Annotated in this window: 12 protein-coding genes; 6 read left to right on the top strand and 6 right to left on the bottom strand. The window is 39.8% G+C overall.

Annotated features, from left to right (window positions below; all coding sequences use genetic code 11):
- Positions 1-54: 54 nt before the first annotated feature.
- Positions 55-474: a hypothetical protein gene (locus NXS00_RS06635; protein WP_258098342.1), complete on the top strand. Its 420-nt coding sequence runs from the start codon at positions 55-57 to the stop codon at positions 472-474.
- Here NXS00_RS06635 and trpS read toward each other — a convergent pair.
- On the bottom strand, positions 471-1439 hold the full coding sequence (trpS, locus tag NXS00_RS06630) for a tryptophan--tRNA ligase (RefSeq protein WP_258098341.1): 969 nt from the start codon (positions 1437-1439) through the stop codon (positions 471-473). The genes NXS00_RS06635 and trpS overlap by 4 nt on opposite strands.
- Before the next feature lie 129 nt (positions 1440-1568).
- Here trpS and NXS00_RS06625 point away from each other — a divergent pair, with 129 nt between their 5' ends.
- Positions 1569-2606 carry a DUF1573 domain-containing protein gene (locus NXS00_RS06625; protein ID WP_258098340.1) on the top strand — a complete coding sequence of 346 codons (1038 nt, stop codon included), beginning with the start codon at positions 1569-1571 and terminating at the stop codon, positions 2604-2606.
- Between the two features lie 62 nt (positions 2607-2668).
- Here the strand turns inward: NXS00_RS06625 and NXS00_RS06620 are convergent, their stop codons facing one another.
- Positions 2669-4549: a M1 family metallopeptidase gene (locus NXS00_RS06620; protein WP_258098339.1), complete on the bottom strand. Its 1881-nt coding sequence runs from the start codon at positions 4547-4549 to the stop codon at positions 2669-2671.
- 76 nt (positions 4550-4625) lie between these two features.
- On the opposite strand from NXS00_RS06620, the gene NXS00_RS06615 reads away from it, so the two are divergent.
- The gene (locus tag NXS00_RS06615; RefSeq protein WP_258098338.1) at positions 4626-4766 is read left to right on the top strand and encodes a hypothetical protein; all 141 of its coding nucleotides are present in this window, start codon (positions 4626-4628) and stop codon (positions 4764-4766) included.
- Positions 4767-4769: 3 nt separating this feature from the next.
- Here NXS00_RS06615 and gyrB read toward each other — a convergent pair whose 3' ends face one another.
- Positions 4770-6728, bottom strand: a complete 1959-nt coding sequence (gene gyrB, locus NXS00_RS06610) for a DNA topoisomerase (ATP-hydrolyzing) subunit B (protein ID WP_258098337.1) — start codon at positions 6726-6728, stop codon at positions 4770-4772.
- Positions 6729-6828: 100 nt separating this feature from the next.
- On the opposite strand from gyrB, the gene NXS00_RS06605 reads away from it, so the two are divergent.
- Positions 6829-8229 carry a leucine-rich repeat domain-containing protein gene (locus NXS00_RS06605; RefSeq protein ID WP_258098336.1) on the top strand — a complete coding sequence of 467 codons (1401 nt, stop codon included), beginning with the start codon at positions 6829-6831 and terminating at the stop codon, positions 8227-8229.
- A gap of 2 nt (positions 8230-8231) precedes the next feature.
- On the opposite strand, the gene NXS00_RS06600 is transcribed toward NXS00_RS06605, so the two are convergent.
- From NXS00_RS06600 to NXS00_RS06590, 3 genes are all read right to left on the bottom strand, one after another.
- The gene (locus NXS00_RS06600; RefSeq protein WP_258098335.1) at positions 8232-8600 is read right to left on the bottom strand and encodes a CoA-binding protein; all 369 of its coding nucleotides are present in this window, start codon (positions 8598-8600) and stop codon (positions 8232-8234) included.
- Positions 8600-10372: a toxin-antitoxin system YwqK family antitoxin gene (locus NXS00_RS06595; RefSeq protein ID WP_258098334.1), complete on the bottom strand. Its 1773-nt coding sequence runs from the start codon at positions 10370-10372 to the stop codon at positions 8600-8602. The genes NXS00_RS06600 and NXS00_RS06595 overlap by 1 nt, the downstream gene beginning before the upstream one ends.
- 86 nt (positions 10373-10458) lie before the next feature.
- Positions 10459-11400 (bottom strand): tryptophan 2,3-dioxygenase family protein, encoded by a 942-nt coding sequence (locus tag NXS00_RS06590; protein ID WP_258098333.1) that lies wholly within the window; start codon positions 11398-11400, stop codon positions 10459-10461.
- Positions 11401-11463: 63 nt separating this feature from the next.
- On the opposite strand from NXS00_RS06590, the gene NXS00_RS06585 reads away from it, so the two are divergent.
- Positions 11464-12687: an acyl-CoA dehydrogenase family protein gene (locus NXS00_RS06585; protein WP_258098332.1), complete on the top strand. Its 1224-nt coding sequence runs from the start codon at positions 11464-11466 to the stop codon at positions 12685-12687.
- A 185-nt stretch (positions 12688-12872) separates the two neighbouring features.
- Positions 12873-15881 carry an amidohydrolase family protein gene (locus NXS00_RS06580; protein WP_258098331.1) on the top strand — a complete coding sequence of 1003 codons (3009 nt, stop codon included), beginning with the start codon at positions 12873-12875 and terminating at the stop codon, positions 15879-15881.
- Positions 15882-15884 lie beyond the last annotated feature (3 nt).

Raw genomic sequence — 15884 nt, 5'->3', positions numbered from 1 at the left:
TTAAAATTTGCATCGTATTAATCAAGTAAAACTGATAACAAACTCTAAACGGGTATGAATATAAGTAATCTTAATCAGGCATTCATTGAAATAGCCGAAAAGAAAAATCGCTTAAATCAGTGTGATAAAGCAGATAAACGCTATTCTTCTTTAAATGAGGAGATTGTAAAATTGGAAGAGCAATTTCAGTTTGAATATGGTGCTTTTATTGAGGAAGCATTATTCAATGTACATGATGAGTTTTGCCCTGACAATGAAGTTAAAAAGCCAGTTTACTACATGGCTAATTCGTATTCAGCTGGAGCTGATACTGCTCATTATGATGTGGCGAGTGATGAAGGAATAGCTGTGGAAGCAGATGATTTCCCTGGGATTAATGCGAAACTCGTGTTGGTTCCCGGGCCAACTAGATTGATCTTGCAAGGCCAAACAGTTCCTTTCAAAGAAACTGTCTGGATTGCAAATGAAAATTAATAGCCTATTTTGGCTCTAACTCTTTTTAATACCTGATCAGCAATAGAGGCTGCTCGTTGTTCACCTTCTTGCAGCTTCTTTTCCAACTCCTCCAGGTTGTTGATATAGTATTCGTATTTCTCTCGTATATCTCCGAAACGATCTACTATCAGTTCATAAAGTGCTTGTTTGGCATGCCCGTAGCCATAATTTCCTCCTTCGTAATTAGATCTCATTTCAGCTATTTGTGCTTCGTTTCCTAATACCTTATAGAGTGCAAAAACATTACACGAATCCGGGTTTTTAGGTTCCTCCATAGGAGTGCTGTCGGTCACAATTTGCATGACATTTTTTCTGAGTTTTTTGTCGGTTTGGAAGATGTCTATAGTATTTCCATATGACTTACTCATCTTCTGTCCGTCAATACCGGGAATGGTCATAATGTTTTCATCTATACGGGCTTCTGGCAAAACAAACGTTTCTCCATACTGATGATTGAAACCTGAAGCTATATCACGAGCCATTTCGAGATGCTGCTTTTGGTCTTTACCAACTGGTACAAATTCAGCATCATACAGCAAAATATCAGCAGCCATCAGCACAGGATAAGTAAACAACCCGGCATTTACATCTGATAATCTATCCGATTTGTCCTTAAATGAATGAGCATTCGCCAACATTGGGAATGGTGTATAGCAATTTAAATACCATGCTAATTCGCAAACGGAAGGAACTTTTGACTGTCTGTAGAAGAGGTTCTTTTCTGTGTCAAACCCACATGCGAGCCAAGCTGCTGCTACCGAATTGATATTGTCGATTCGAGTTTGAGCATCTTTTATCGTGGTTAACGAATGTAGATCAGCAATGAAGAAGAACGATTCGTTTTTCTCGTCTTTTGATAATTCAATTGCCGGTAGAATTGCTCCTAATAGATTGCCTAAGTGTGGTTTCCCAGAACTCTGGATTCCAGTCAGTATTCTTGCCATTCCAAATTTTTTGTGCAAACCTAAATAATTTGAATCTTTGTCTACGTTTACTTTGTTGACTAAAAGAATCAAAAAATAATCATAAGAATGAGAGGATTGGCTTTAACAATACTTACATGTCTGGGAATCATGAGTTTCAGCGTGGCTCAAGAATTGGAATTTGATAAGAGTACCCATGATTTTGGAGAAGTAAAAGAGGAAGATGGTCCTGTATCGTACACATTTACCTTTGTTAATTCTGGAGCTGAGGCAGTTCAAATAAATGGCGTGCAGGCATCTTGTGGATGTACTACACCTCAGTGGACTAAAGAAGCTATTCAACCTGGAGACTCAGGTTCTATCACTGCAGAGTATAATCCTTTGAACAGGCCTGGGAAGTTTGATAAGTCTCTCGCTGTAACGTATAAGTTAGGAAGCAAGCCTCAATCCACCACGCTGTATATAGAGGGGATAGTTAAGCCAAAGCCAAAAACGATAGAGGATGAATTGCCAACGATAATTGGTAACTTAAGAGTGAAATACAAGTCCTTTAATATGGGTAAAGTCACTGACAAGGAGTTAGTGGTGAAGCGATTTGATGTTTACAATGCGGGAGATTCTGCTGTGACCTGGTTAGATAGTATTGTGGGACCGAAGTACATATCAGTGTCTTTTGACCCTGAAGTATTGCAGCCTGAAGATTTGGGTGTGATGATCGTAACCTATGATCCAAAGGCTAAAAATGATTTAGGTTTTGTTTCTGACAATGTAGTGTTGTTTACTGATGAGCAAGAAGAGTCTGAAAAGTCCTTTAATGTTATAGCAACCATTCAAGAGTATTTTCCTGAAATGACCGCTGATGAATTGGCTAAAGCGCCCAAGTTAACCTTTGATCGTACTCAACATGATTTTGGTAAAGTGACCCAGGGAAATAAAGTAGTAACAGCGTTTTCTTTGACCAATACTGGTAAGTCCGAATTGAGTATTCGTAAGGCTAAGCCTAATTGTGGGTGTACTATTTCAACGCCAGAAAAAGACGTGATAGCTCCTGGAGAGACTGTTAAAATGGAGGTTTCCTTTGATACGACAAGTAGGAGAGGGCGTCAATACAAAACAATAACTGTTTTTAGTAATGATCCTACAGCTCCAAGTCAAATGATAAGCATTAAAGCTGATATAACTGATTAATTCATTTCAAGGCATAAAAAAAGCACCAATCAGTGCCTTTTTTTATGTTCAGTGTTAATTACTTACTTGTTAGAATCTGTACTTATTGTTGTTTCTTCTAATTCGTAAACGTTGTTTTCTTTGTTGATATCTGCCATTCTTTGTTCTGGGTCGATCTCAATTTTGGCGATATCAGAAACAGGTATGTTCACATCAAAACTGTAAGTTGGGTGTGTCCATGGCCAGTCTTTAAGTGTGATCCTTTCTAAGCCTGATTCGTTCGGTTTTTCGCCTCTCATGATGGTTAATGGCATGTAATACATGATTTGGGTACCATCAGTTTTGGTAATCACAACATCAATAGGCATTGGCATTAAGTCAACTCTTTCCAGTGTAATTGTCGAGCTTTTGTCGTTAGCAACGACAGATTTAACTCCATAGTCGATGGTTTTGGTAGTGTTTACCCAGTATTCGTAATACCAATCCAACTCTATTCCACTTTGCTTTTCCATAACGCGAATGAAGTCATTTAAGTCAGGGTGCTTAAAGGCCCATTCTCTATGGTATCTAAGAATTCCCTTGTCTCTAGCGTCTTTGCCAATGATATATGAAAGTTGCTCTAGAGAAACAGCACCTTTGGTATATGATCCAATTGAATAAGCTCTGTTGGTGTTGAAGTGATCAGCATGAGTGGAGATTGGTTCTTCTTTTCCTGAAGTTGCCCATCTGATGTAGCCTTTGTAGCTTCCTTCTAGTGGATTGTCTTTTGCTTCACCCATCAAGTAATTTGAAGTGTAACTCTCTGCAAATGAAGTGTATCCTTCATCCATCCAGGGATAAAAACTTTCATTAGTTGCAAGCATTCCCTGATACCAGCTGTGCATCATTTCGTGAATCGTCACACCAACCAGTGATCTTAGAGATCTAACGCCATTTGGTCTTTTGTTAGCGATCAATGTAGCCATAGGGTATTCCATTCCTCCATCTCCACCTTGGATTACTGAATATTGGTCCCAGCCATACTTGCCAAAAGTTTTTTCCATGTACTGGAAAGCTTTAACCGTATGAGATGGTAGTTCCTCCCATAGTTTTGTTTCCTCACCGGGAATGTAGAAAAACCTTATTAGTGGCCCGCCTGGTACTTGTGCCGTCGTTTGTGTGTACTCAGGGTCTGCTGCCCATACGAAATCATGTACGTTCTTTGCCTTAAAGTGATAAGTGATTGTTTTTCCTTTACGTTTTACATTCACTCCTTCATCTTCGTATCCGTAACCAATTTCATTTTTGTTTTGTAGATCTCCAGTTGCTGCAATAACATAGTTTTTGTCTATGGTGATTTTTACATCATAGTCTCCCCATGGAGCGTAAAACTCTCTTCCAACGTAGGGAGTGGTATGCCAGCCCATTTCGTCAAATTCAGCCATTTTAGGGAACCATTGAGCCATGGAATAATCCACACCACCAAGGTTGAAACGGCCGCTTCTTCTAATTTGAACAGGTACCTGTCCATCAAAAGCCATTTGGAATGTAGCTTTTGAGCCAGGAAGAATTGGTTCTGCTAGCTTTACTTCTAGAACGGTTTCAGATACTTGGTAAGATAGCTTTTGGCCATTTTGATCTAAACTAGTTACATTGAGGTAGCCAATTTCATCAGGACCAAGTTCTGAAATTCTACTTCCTACTCTTGAATCTGGATCTTCAATGTTTCTTGATCTTACATCCATCATACTGTTCGGCTGAAAAGCGTTGAAGTATAAGTGGTAATACACATTGAATAAGGTGTCAGGAGAATTATTGTAGTAGGTAAGGGTTTGATCTCCGGTGAATTGATGCTTTTTAACATCAAATTCTACTTCCATTTTGTATTCTACTCTCTGTTGCCAATAGTCATGTGCTACTGCTACTTTAAAAGAAAATAGAAGAATTAGGCCAATTATTGTGTATTTGGCAAAATTATATTTCATGTGGATAACTTTTATGAAAATTTTATAAACAATATCCTGTGAAAAAGATTACTTTTAAAATGAAACTTAAAACACAATGGATAAAGTATTAGAATTGATTATGCTGATTGTGTTGGCGTTGGGTTCAGCGCTCCTCTTTTCGTTCGCTATGATCTGGAAATTCATTCAAGCGATTTTCCAATTGATCATGGGAACATTTAAGTCAGAGCGCTTCTAGATCTTATACGTCAACTTTTGCGTATTTCGCATTTTTCTCAATGAACTCCCTACGTGGAGCCACCTCATCACCCATGAGCATAGAGAACAAGTGGTCTGCTTCCGCAGCAGATTCAATAGTTACTTGTTTTAATCCTCTGGTTTCTGGATCCATGGTGGTTGTCCAAAGCTGCTCAGGGTTCATTTCTCCAAGACCTTTGTAACGCTGTACGTTTACAGAATCTTCTTTGCCTTCAGGTGCTAGCTCTTTGATCAATCTTAATCGGTCATCCTCTGTCCAGGCATATTTTTCTTGTTTGCCTTTCTTTACCAAATACAAAGGAGGTAAAGCGATGTATAAATAACCGCTCTCGATCAACTCACGCATGTAGCGGAAGAAGAAAGTAAGGATCAAAGTTCTAATGTGACTACCATCAATATCGGCATCCGTCATGATAATAATCTTGTGGTAACGAAGTTTATCGGTATTAAGCGCTTTCTCATCGTCATCTCTTCCTAATTGCACACCTAAAGCAGTGATGATGTTTTTAATCTCATCATTGTCATAGATTTTGTGCTCTTGTGCTTTCTCTACGTTAAGAATCTTACCTCTCAGAGGGAGAATAGCCTGGAATTTACGATCACGACCTTGCTTAGCAGATCCACCTGCAGAGTCACCCTCTACTAGGTAGATTTCGCAGTTAGCTGGGTCTTTATCACTACAGTCAGCTAGTTTGCCAGGAAGGCCAGTTCCTGAAAGTACATTTTTACGTTGAACCATCTCACGAGCTTTGCGAGCTGCTTGACGAGCCTGTGCTGCTAGGATTACCTTCTGAATAATTTGTTTAGCTTCTTTCGGGTGTTCCTCAAGGTAAGTGTTCAATGATTCAGAGATGCTGCTATCTACTGCACCACTAGCTTCAGAATTACCTAGTTTTGTTTTAGTTTGACCTTCAAATTGAGGTTCGGCTACTTTGATTGAGACTACAGCAGTTAGTCCTTCTCGAAAGTCATCTCCGGTAATTTCAACTTTCGCTTTATCTAAAAGACCACTCTTATCAGCATATGATTTAAGTGTTCTTGTTAGTGCTCTTCTAAAACCGGCAACATGTGTTCCTCCCTCGATGGTGTTAATGTTGTTTACATAAGAAACGACATTCTCAGAATACGAAGTATTGTAGCTCATAGCTACTTCTACCGGCATCTCACCGTTTTCATTGATGATATGAACTGGCTCTGGGATCAGTTTTTCTCTTGTACTATCCAGGTAAGCTACAAACTCCTTAAGACCACCCTCAGAGTGGAAGGTTTCAGTAAGGTCATTGCCATTCTCATCTTGATCTCTATGATCAATTAGAGTAAGAGTAATTCCTGCATTCAAGAATGCTAGCTCACGAAGACGATTAGCTACCGTTTCATATTTGTACTCACCTACAGTGAAGATGTCAAGATCTGGCTTGAAATGGATGATTGTTCCTGTAATGTCCGTTTTACCGATTTCTTTTACAGGGAATTGAGGAATACCTTTTGAATATTCTTGCTCAAAGATGGTTCCATTTCTATGGACAGTTGCACGAAGTAATATCGACAATGCATTCACACACGATACCCCCACACCGTGGAGACCTCCGGAAACTTTATAAGTATCTTTATCAAATTTACCACCCGCGTGAAGTACGGTCATTACTACTTCAAGCGCAGATTTTTTCTGCTTAGGGTGCATGTCAGTAGGAATACCACGTCCGTTATCAGTAACTGTTATTGAGTTGTCCTGATTGATTTCAACTTTAATGGTATCACAGTGTCCGGCAAGGGCTTCATCGATAGAGTTGTCAACAACCTCCCACACCAGGTGGTGAAGTCCTTTGACGCCTACATCACCGATGTACATGGCAGGTCTCTTTCTTACCGCTTCCAGTCCCTCAAGTACCTGAATATTACCTGCTGAGTAGTCTCCTTTACCTAATGACTTTTCTTGTTCCATACTTTCAAAATTAAGCCTCAAAAATATATAAAATATGCTTCTAAATGGGCTTGTATTTGGACTTTTGGTTCCTTAGTTTTGATTAACTAAAAATTTAGTTATGAAAAGACTTATTCTGTCCATCATAATGATGGTTTTCACATTGTTAGCATGGGCTCAAAACGACGATTTAAAGCGTTCTCAGGATAGTATCAGGCAGGTGATGGAGGAGCGGATGAAGAAATGGCAGGCCAATCGAGAATTATATAAACGGATGTATGCGGAAGATCCGTACCATACGATTGATTCAGTTTTGCAGGCCAATCGGGTTGAAAACCAGCAGAAGGGTAGAGATGGTTTGATGAAATATGAGGCCAACACTCGAATTGATACGCTAGAAGAAATTGACCTTAGTTATGCCAATCTGGAGGAGATACCCGAATTCGTTTATGCCGCTGAAAATATGGAGGTTTTGATATTGGATTATAACTATATTAAAAAGCTTTCAAAACGGTTAAACGAACTTCCCAATCTGAAGCGGCTTTATTGGAGGGCCAATGACCTGGACAAGGTTTGGTGGATAAAGATTCAGAAAATAGACAGTCTGGAAAAATTGGACATTAGCAACAACCTGCTAACCAGGTTGCCATCTGGAGTGAAGCACTTGGAAAATTTGAAAGAGCTAGTTGCTAATGAAAATTTCTTTGGGGAGATTCCGATAAAACGACTGTCTAAGGCAAAGTCTGTTAAAGAGGTGTCCTTCAGTAAGTCACATGTAATCTCAATTCAAAATGGAGATTTTGAGCGACTTCAATCCATCAAAGTATTTAAAGTGAATAACTCAGGTCTCAAGCAAATTCATTCATCTATATATAAAATGCCTGCATTGGAAGAGCTTCAGCTCCAGGAGAATCAGTTGGTAACTATTCCTATGGGTATTTCGAAAATGAGCCAATTGACGAAGTTGTCATTCTACAAGAATCAGATTACTTCATTGCCAGACGACTTGTTTGAAATGAATCTGAAAGTAATTGATTTGTACTATAATGAGCTTGAAGTAATTCCAGAATCTATCGGAAATTTCGAGGATTTGGAAGTGCTTTTCCTTGCTCATAACAAAATTTACAGTCTACCTGAATCAATAGGTCAGTTGACTAAACTGGAAGAGTTTTATGCCCATCATAATCGGTTGAGTGTACTGCCTGAGTCAGTTTCCAATTTAACGAAGCTCAAAATCGCCAGGGTGAATGATAATTATTTGGCTGAATTTCCAACGCAATTTCTTGAGATGGAATATCTATCAGATTTTGACATATCCAATAATCAATTGACCACATTGCACTCGGATTTGGAAAAGCTAAAAGCTTTGGAGCTATTTAGCTATCAGGAGAATCCAATCAATTTTGAATCTGCAGAGAACAAATTTATTTCACCAATGATTGTTAAAATGATGGATAGAGGGGTAACCTGTATCCCAAGGATTTACAAAGAGGAAGTTGATGAAGAACAATCAGGAGAATGATATTAGTAAGTATTAGCGCTGAGCATTACCAGAGTACAAGCATTAAGTGCTTCAATTCCTTTAGATTCTGCTTTTTGTGCTAGTTCGGGGTTCTCAGTTCCAGGGTTGAATATGATTCTTTTAGGATTTAGATCTAGGATATATTCTTCCCATTCGGGTTGGTTTTGAGGTCCTATATAAAGCGTAACTGTATCAACATCTTCAATGGCTGGCTTGATTTTTAAATCAAGTATTTCTTCATTGAAAACTTCACCCTTTTTGATCCCAATTGGGACTATTTCGTGATTGTTTTCTTTTAGTCTCCCGGCCGCAAAATATGCATATCTGGTAGGGTTGGGGGTAGCGCCAATAATTACTGTCTTTTTGCTCATTAGAAACTTACGGTTCTTCTCTTCGGACCAGCAAACCCAATATTGATGGTCAATATGATAGGTAAATAGATTTCATCCTGATTTAGTTCACTGAAGTGCGCATCAAACTGAGGTTCAGGGTCAAAGTCTTTGGTGAAAAAACGTCTTCCAATGGCTACCCCGATATTTACATCGATGGTAAATCCAGAGTCTTCAGCTCGCTGCATCCATCTGTTACCAATGAATAATCCATAGGCAATTCTTTTCTCTGACGCTTCAAGTTTTCTTTCGATAGTGGCAGGCCGGAAGCTAATGCTATCATAAACGTAGGCGTGATGCTGACTAAATCCACCTAGTATCTGATGGCCGAAATAGAACATACCCAGATTTGTATCGTCATGATAGAATTTCTGACGAATAGCTATGTTACTTCCTATGCTTTTGGTGCTATTAATTTTTACACGATCATAGGTGAAGAAAGGATCACGTAGCAACGTTAATTGAGCCTCAAACCCAAGGCGTTCCTGAATGTAATATTCCACGGCTAAGGGCAGCCTTCCAATTAGCGTCCATGCAGGATTAGTGCCTACTATGATGCCATTATACTCATTGATGCGAGGTTCGAAATAGCGGAGCTTTTTGTTTTTGTATCGGTATTCAGGTTTGTCTTTTTTGTTCTTATCTTCTTTCAAACGAACTTCCTCTGTGGTTCTAAAAATAGGCTTTTGTTCTTCATAGATTGGTCGGTAGGTGCCTGCCAATGAACCATCTGGGTTGTATAATGACCATTCTCCAACTCGCTTATTATCTTCAATGGTCCCTTTCATTTTGATAACTCCGTTCGGATAATATCCGATATAATCTCCTCTACCATTTTTGAAGTCAGCAGTGCCATCTTCCAGCCCTTCTTCACTAAAGTAGGTCCATTTCCCTTCTTTTTTGTCGTTGATGATTTGGCCACGAGCTTTTTGTTTACCACTAGCGTAAAACTCTATGTAATCTCCAGATCCCTGTTCATATGTTCCTTCACCTTTAACTTCTCCTGTTTGATAATAGAGTTTCCAATAACCATCCTTTTGGTCTTTGCTCATTTGGCCTTCGCTGCTAATGGTCCCGTCAGAGAAATAGTACTTCCAAATACCTGCTTTTTCACCATTTTGAAATTCTCCAACTGCTGATATTTGGCCGTTTTTATGAAAATACTTCCAGGGTCCTTCCCGCAAGCCATTCTTGAAAACTCCGTTTGCTTCTATTTCACCAGATTCATAGAAGTAAGTCCATTCACCTTCACTTTGACCATGAGCGTTTGTTCCTTTGGTTTTGATGTTTCCATTAGGATAAAACTCTTTGTAGGATCCAACTCCTTTATTGAAATAGGCCTGGGCTTTTAATGAACCTTCTTCGTAAGAGTAATTCCAGATTCCTTCCTTCATATCGTCGAAATAAAGTCCGCTGCTTTTTTCTTGACCATTCTCAAAGTAATACGTCCAGTGACCGTGGCGGATGTTATTCTGATAAATTCCTTTGGCTTTTAATTCTCCACTTTCATAGTAATAAGTCCATTTACCATTTTGCTTTCCCTGGCTGTATGATCCTTCCATTTTCTTTCTGCCATTTTCAAAATAGTAAATCCAGGTACTGTCAGATAGGTTATGGTTATAATATCCAGCTACCGATAGTGAGCCATTCAGGTATAAAGATTGATACTTTCCGTGAAGGGAAGAGTCACTTTTCATCAAGGTAACAATCTCCTTGAGCTGCGTTTTTTCTTCGTCATAGTAGGTGCGCTTCACGAAGGTCTTTTGACCCATCGCGAAAAGCGAAAATACTATTAGCAATATCGTAACGCAGCTTTTTAACATAGATAGAGTGTGGCTGATTAGAGTTTTTCTCTGGTTCCCCAGTTAGCAATCTCTTCAGCAGTCCAAAGTTCTGGATAGTAACTTACTTGTTGTCTTCTAGGTGGAAGGTATTTCTGCCAGTTGGTACCGCCAGTCGCCTTGATCACACCTGGATCTTTTTGAAGGTATCGAACAGCAGACTTATAGTGCATTAGTGGCCATTGCACGTTGGCTTGATAATCCAGATTGCGAAGTGCTTCAATAATTTCTGCATCTCCTTCAAAATGCTTGAAATAGAGTCTTCTAAGGTTGGTTTCTTTAACACCTTCTGCTCTTTGGATAAACTCATCAGAATACTTGTGCTCGAATTGGCGAAGTGTCAGCGTTTTTTTACCTGTGGCTAGTTCAGTAGCACCTTGTTTCCAGTAGAGATTGTCATAAATCTCTTTAATCGAATCGGAAGAAGCCATTTCTTCTTTCTTGTTAATATCAGCTAAGAGATGAAAGTCTGTGCATCCAATCTCAATGATTCTAAACTGTCCAGATTGGAATCCAGATGCTGGCAAAAGAGACATTCTGAAATTCAAGAATTGCTCAGGATCCATGCCCTCGATCATCACATCAAAAGAATCTACCAGGTGAGCGAAATAGCGATTCATTCTATTGATCCTTTTCAAGAAGACCTCTCTATCTGGAGTCTCATCTGAAAGAATCAGTTGCTCTTGCTCATTCAAGATTAATTTGAAGTAGAGCTCCGTAATTTGATGATAAAGGATGAAAATTTTTTCATCAGGGAAACTTGTCCTTGGAGACTGTAAGCTTAATAGGGTGTCGATTTGAATGTAATCCCAGTAGGTTAAATAATCGGAATGCAGCAGACCATCGAGGTATGCGGACAAATCCTGACCCATAGCATCATATTTTTCCTCAAGTTTTTCAAGTTGAGCGAGTACTTCTTCACTAAAACGTTTGTTTCCCATTCTTTCCCTGATTCTTTGTTGTAAATTTGATCCAATAAAACTGATAAAACAAAAAACAACTGTATGTCAACTGACACGTTAACCCGAAATGGTCAGGCTGCAAAGCGCAATTTTGTTGATGACTTTGAGTCGCCGGACTTTTATCAAATAGATGATTTGCTGACGGATGAGCACAAGTTGATCCGTTCTTCGATTAGAGACTTTGTCAAAAAAGAGATCACCCCGTATGTCGAAGGATGGGCCGAGCAAAATCATTTTCCTTATGAAATAGTGAAGAAATTTGGAGATATCGGGGCATTTGGACCGACTGTTTCTGAAGAGTATGGAGGAGGAGGGTTGGACTATACTTCGTATGGTTTGATCATGCAGGAAATAGAGCGTGGTGATTCCGGGATGCGATCAACGGCCTCAGTACAGGGATCTTTGGTGATGTACCCGATCTACGCTTATGGAAGTGAAGAACAGAAAAAGAAATATCTTCCAAAACTGGCTTTAGGCAAGATGTTGGGGTGCTTTGGCTTGACAGAACCAAATCATGGTTCGAATCCAGGTGGAATGGAAACCAACATTAAGGATATGGGAGACCACTATCTGCTCAATGGAGCGAAAATGTGGATTTCTAATGCACCTAAAGCGGATATCGCTGTTGTTTGGGCCAAAAACGAACAAGGTAGAATCAAAGGTGTGATCGTAGAGCGAGGAATGGAAGGATTCACTACTCCAGAAACTCACGGTAAGTGGTCGTTAAGAGCATCATGCACAGGTGAGTTGGTATTTAGCGATGTGAAGGTTCCGAAAGAAAATATTTTGCCAAATAAAGATGGACTAGGTGCCCCACTAGGATGTCTTGATAAGGCGCGATATGGTATTGCCTGGGGAGTGATTGGTGCGGCGATGGACTGCTACGAATCCGCTAGAAAATATGCATTGGAGCGTGAGCAATTCGGTAAGCCAATAGCCTCATTTCAGTTGGTTCAGAAAAAATTGGCTGAGATGCTTACAGAGATTACTAAAGCACAGTTGGTCAACTGGAGATTAGGTAAGCTAATGGACGAAGGAAAAGCGACATCAGCCCAGATATCCCTTGCGAAAAGAAATAACGTGGCTCTTGCATTGGATGTAGCTAGAGAAGCACGTCAGATTCATGGCGGTATGGGTATTACCGGTGAGTATCCAATGATGCGTCACATGATGAATTTGGAATCTGTAGTGACTTATGAAGGCACGCATGATATTCACTTATTGATATTAGGAAATGAGATAACGGGTATACCGGCGTTCTCTTAATTGATTTAAAATATATGCTTTTGAAAGGCTGTCAAATGACAGCCTTTTTTAGTTTTTGGAGGAATGGTAGATCTTTTTTTGTATATCAAATAGATGGTCAACCGTCGGTGTAAAACCATGTATAAATGCGAGGTTTATTGATTAACATTCAGTTTAATTCAAATTCCTAATTGAAACGTATTTGTATGAAGAGGATTATTCTACTGTGTGCGGTTTTCATGGGGTATTTCAGCTATGCTCAAGAGGGTTTTCCTGTTAATGGAGTGGCTGATGATCGACCTGGACTCTACGCACTCACCAATGCCACGATTTACGTGGATTATCAAACAAAAATTGAAAATGCGACACTAATTGTCAAGGACGGAAAAGTTCAATCCGTTGGAACAGGTGTAGCAATACCTAAAGGCGCCATTGTAATGGATTTGCAAGGCAAGTTTATCTATCCTGCAGTGGTAGAGCCTTATTCTAATTACGGGCTTCCAGAACCTGAGAGATCTAGAAGTAATGGTCCTCAGTATGAAAGTAAGCTAGACGGGCCATACGGCTGGAACGATGCAATAAAGTCTACCTACAATGCCGTAGCAGATTTTAAAGCGGATGGAAAAGCTGCTGAATCTATGCGAAAAATCGGTGTTGGTTCGGTTAATGCTTTCCGTGAAGACGGGATCATGAGAGGAACATCGTTGTTCACTCATCTTTCAGATTTACCAGTCCAAGAAACTGTTGTTAAAGACAAGGCTGCAGCTCATTTCTCATTTAACTCGGGAAGTTCAGGGCAAGAATATCCAAGTTCAATTATGGGTATGGTGGCATTGCTTCGTCAAACCTATTTGGATGGCCAATGGTACAAAACACAAAGTGAGCAAACCAATCTTTCATTGAAAGCTTGGAACGAGGCACAAACTTTGCCACAAGTATTCGAGGCAAACGGAGGCAAACTGCGCGTATTGCTTGCTGATAAAATAGGTGACGAGTTTGGTGTTCGATATATCGTAAAAGGTAATGGCGATGAATACCAAAGACTGAATGAAATCAAGTCTGCGAATGTTTCGCTTATTCTTCCAGTTAATTTCCCGGATGCATATGATGTGGAGGATCCGCTTGCGGCTTTAGATGTTTCATTAGCAGATATGAAACACTGGGAATTAGCTCCCGCTAACGCAAAAATGCTAGCTGATGCTGGTGTTGAGTTTGCCTTCACCACTGCTGGGTTGAAAAAGTCAGATGACTTCTGGTCAGCATTAAGAAAGACGAAAAAGTACGGTTTGACAGAAGCGCAAGTGTTGAAAGCTGTGACTTATACTCCAGCTAAATACTATAATATGGCTTCTTCTGTAGGTGCATTAAAGAAAGGCATGACTGCTAACTTCTTTGTTGCTTCAGATAATATTTTAGAGGATAAAGCAAAGATTCATCAGACCTGGGTGCAAGGAAAGAAGTTTGAAATTTCTGAACTTGATCCTGCGGATTATTCAGGAAACTATGACTTGAAAGTGGGTTCTTCAACTTTTGCTATGGAACTCTCTGGAGAACCAGGAAGTCCAAAGGCGAAAATTGTTGTTAATGATTCTACCACTATTGATGTTAAACTTTCTATCTCAAGCAAAACGATCACATTGTCTTTCTTACAAGAAGGTGAAGATTCTGCTACCAGACTTTCTGGTTGGGTAGGAGACGATGCTTTTGGAGGCAATGGACAGTTAGCCGATGGATCATGGGTGAGCTGGTCAGCTGATAGAACAGGTGATCTTGAAAAGAAAGAAGAGAAAAAGGATAAAGATGAGGAAGAAGAAGCTCCTGAGCTTGGAGATATGATCTATCCATTCGTAGCGTATGGTTGGGTTGAAAAACCAACTCAAGAAACGATTCTATTCAAGAATGCAACAGTTTGGACACTTGAAGGAGATGGAAAAATAGAAGGAGCGGATGTCCTGGTAAAGGATGGTAAAATCGCTCAGGTTGGAAAAGGTTTAGAAGCCGCTGGTGCTAGAGTAGTTGATGCTACAGGTAAACACGTTACTCCAGGAATCATTGATGAGCATTCTCATATTGCCTTGTCATCAGTGAATGAAGGAAGTCATTCTATTACAGCTGAAGTAAGAATGTATGATGCGCTGAACTCGGAGGATTTAGATATCTACAGACATTTGGCTGGTGGTGTTACTGCTGCACAGTTGTTGCATGGATCCGCAAACCCAGTAGGTGGTCAATCAGCTTTGGTGAAATACAGATGGGGTGCTGATCCTCAAGGTATGAAAATCAAAGGCGCCGATGGGTACATCAAGTTTGCGCTGGGCGAAAACGTAAAACAGTCCAACTGGGGAAATGACTATAGTATCAGATATCCACAAACCAGAATGGGAGTGGAGCAGGTATTTGTAGATGGATTCACAAGAGCTAAAGAATATGGTGCTGCAAAAGCGAAATACGATGGCTTAAGTAAAAAGGTAAAAGCTTCTACACCTGCACCTAGAAAAGATCTTCAGCTAGAGACTTTATTGGAAATTCTGAACAAAGAACGATTCATTACTTGTCACTCTTATGTACAGTCTGAAATCAACATGTTGATGAAGGTAGCAGAGCAGTTTGATTTTAGAGTGAACACCTTCACACACATTCTAGAAGGCTATAAGGTAGCTGATAAAATGGCTGAACATGGTGTAGGTGGATCTACCTTTGGAGACTGGTGGGCATATAAGATGGAAGTAGCAGAAGCTATTCCTTACAATGCTTCGTTGATGACCATGACTGGTGTAACCGTGGCGATTAACTCTGATGATGGAGAAATGGCAAGACGCTTGAATCAGGAAGCTGCTAAGTCTATGAAATATGGAGAAATGGATGAGATTTCTGCTTTGAAATTAGTAACGCTCAATCCAGCTAAACTTCTTCATTTAGATGATAGAATGGGTAGCTTAAAAGTGGGTAAAGATGCAGATGTAGTTCTTTGGAATGATCACCCATTATCGATTTATGCTAAACCTGAGATGACATTAGTTGATGGTGTGGTTTATTTCAGCCTGGAGAAAGATGCTGAAATGAAAGAATGGATTGCTTCAGAACGCACAAGATTGACCAATAAAATGCTGGATGCTAAGAAAGGTGGAGCATCTACACAAAAGGGTCGCAAGAAAGAGAAGCACTATTTTGAGTGTGGAGATTTGATGGTAGAAGATTACTCTTTAAATGACTAAGAC

Origin of the sequence: Marinoscillum pacificum, assembly GCF_024714495.1 — a bacterium.
Taxonomy (GTDB): domain Bacteria; phylum Bacteroidota; class Bacteroidia; order Cytophagales; family Cyclobacteriaceae; genus Marinoscillum; species Marinoscillum pacificum.
The sequence above is the reverse complement of the archived record's forward strand: the minus strand, read 5'-3'. Positions and strand labels throughout refer to the sequence as shown.

Excerpts from the sequence above, each read along its gene's own strand:
- NXS00_RS06635 (WP_258098342.1), top strand. The coding sequence starts at position 55 with ATGAATATAAGTAATCTTAATCAGGCATTCATTGAAATAGCCGAAAAG.
- NXS00_RS06580 (WP_258098331.1), top strand. The coding sequence starts at position 12,873 with ATGAAGAGGATTATTCTACTGTGTGCGGTTTTCATGGGGTATTTCAGC.
- gyrB (WP_258098337.1), bottom strand. The coding sequence starts at position 6,728 with ATGGAACAAGAAAAGTCATTAGGTAAAGGAGACTACTCAGCAGGTAAT.
- NXS00_RS06625 (WP_258098340.1), top strand. The coding sequence starts at position 1,569 with ATGAGTTTCAGCGTGGCTCAAGAATTGGAATTTGATAAGAGTACCCAT.
- trpS (WP_258098341.1), bottom strand. The coding sequence starts at position 1,439 with ATGGCAAGAATACTGACTGGAATCCAGAGTTCTGGGAAACCACACTTA.
- NXS00_RS06585 (WP_258098332.1), top strand. The coding sequence starts at position 11,464 with ATGTCAACTGACACGTTAACCCGAAATGGTCAGGCTGCAAAGCGCAAT.
- NXS00_RS06620 (WP_258098339.1), bottom strand. The coding sequence starts at position 4,549 with ATGAAATATAATTTTGCCAAATACACAATAATTGGCCTAATTCTTCTA.
- NXS00_RS06590 (WP_258098333.1), bottom strand. The coding sequence starts at position 11,400 with ATGGGAAACAAACGTTTTAGTGAAGAAGTACTCGCTCAACTTGAAAAA.
- NXS00_RS06605 (WP_258098336.1), top strand. The coding sequence starts at position 6,829 with ATGAAAAGACTTATTCTGTCCATCATAATGATGGTTTTCACATTGTTA.
- NXS00_RS06600 (WP_258098335.1), bottom strand. The coding sequence starts at position 8,600 with ATGAGCAAAAAGACAGTAATTATTGGCGCTACCCCCAACCCTACCAGA.
- NXS00_RS06615 (WP_258098338.1), top strand. The coding sequence starts at position 4,626 with ATGGATAAAGTATTAGAATTGATTATGCTGATTGTGTTGGCGTTGGGT.